The following is a 479-nucleotide window of genomic DNA, read 5'->3' as shown; positions in this document are numbered from 1 at the left end:
GGACAAGGCTGATGAGACAAAAGTTTTAAAGCGGCAAAAAGAAACTGAAACAGGCTGGGAGAAGGAATAGGAGTTGCAGCATGCTTGGGATAAGCAGGCGACCTTCTTACAGGCCCAGTCTCGTGCAATGGCTACACTACAAAGCATGATTGTAAAGTACGAGGATTTATGCCGATTGGACCTCGCTGACGAGGAGCGTTTACTGCAGATTGAAAAGCTCAAAGCTGAAGTCAAAGCGATCAATAACCCAGCGGGCGAGGGCGGGCAAAATGGCCTTGATCAGCTCGCTGAAGTAATTCAAAAGAGCGCAGTTGCGATTCGAGGTGGTACTTAATGGAGTTTCAGTTGTTTGGCGAGAAGATCACACGGTTTATTTTAAACCCGATTGAACAGGACGCCCGCATAAATATCCTGGAGGGCTCTGTGCGAAGCGGAAAAACGGTCGGTATGATCCCAAAATGGATTAACTACATCAAGCA

1 protein-coding gene is annotated in these 479 nt (G+C 47.4%); it reads left to right on the top strand.

The annotated features are described in order from the left end of the window. The first annotated feature begins 73 nt into the window (after positions 1 to 73). Entirely contained in the window at positions 74 to 334 is a 261-nt protein-coding gene (locus AC1DIP_RS22275; RefSeq protein ID WP_477735124.1) for a hypothetical protein, read from the top strand. The last annotated feature ends 145 nt before the right edge of the window (positions 335 to 479 follow it).

The sequence above is a fragment of the Pseudarthrobacter sp. 05T312 genome (assembly GCF_056396685.1).
Note: the sequence above shows the minus strand (reverse complement) of the source record. Positions and strands in the feature narration are given on the sequence as shown.